We start from the raw sequence: 716 nt of genomic DNA on the forward strand, positions 1-716 counted from the left end.
GGGGGCGATGCCGCCGCCCAGGCCAACCTCGCCAACCTCATCCTCCACCGCCAGGTCCGCAGCGCCTCGGTCGATGGCCTGCCGATCCACGAATGGTTCGAGCGCGCGGCGGGCTCCGGCGACGCGATCGGCGCCTTCAACTACGCCGTCTGCCTCACCGAGGGCATCGGCGTCGCGCGCGACGAGGCGAAGGGGGCGATGTGGCTGCGCCGCGCCGCCGAAAACATCGTCAACGCGCAGTACTGGTATGGCCGCATGCTGCTGGAGGGCAGGGGCGTTCCCGCCGATCCCGAGGCCGCCTATGGCTGGATCAGCCGCGCCGCCGACACCGGCATGACCGACGCCCTGGCGCTCCAGGCCGAGATGAAGCTGCATGGCCGCGGCACCGCGCGCGACCATGCGGGCGCGCGCGACCTCTTTCTCCGCGTCGCCGAAACCGGCCATCCCGGCGCCATGTTCGCTCTCGGCGCCCTGCATGGCGGCGGGCACGACATTCCGGTCGACCGCGCGGCGGCGCTGCACTGGTATCGCCGCGCCGCCGAGGCGAACCACCCGCTCGCCCAGCTCATGCTCGGCCGCTGGCTGCGCAAGGGGCTGGCCGGCCCGCCGGAGCCGGCGGAGGCCGAAACCTGGCTCCGCCGCGCCCTCGCCCAGGGCGTCGAGGATGCGCGGTCCGACCTTGCCGACCTTGCCGCCGGGCCGGAACCCGCCGCCAG

General features: G+C 74.4%; 1 protein-coding gene. It reads left to right on the top strand.

The window, feature by feature from the left end; translation table 11 throughout:
• Positions 1-716, top strand: a 716-nt coding sequence (locus APM_RS11435) for a tetratricopeptide repeat protein (protein ID WP_007423538.1), incomplete at both ends; no start/stop codon positions are given.

The sequence above is a fragment of the Acidiphilium sp. PM genome, assembly GCF_000219295.1.
Lineage (GTDB): Bacteria > Pseudomonadota > Alphaproteobacteria > Acetobacterales > Acetobacteraceae > Acidiphilium > Acidiphilium multivorum.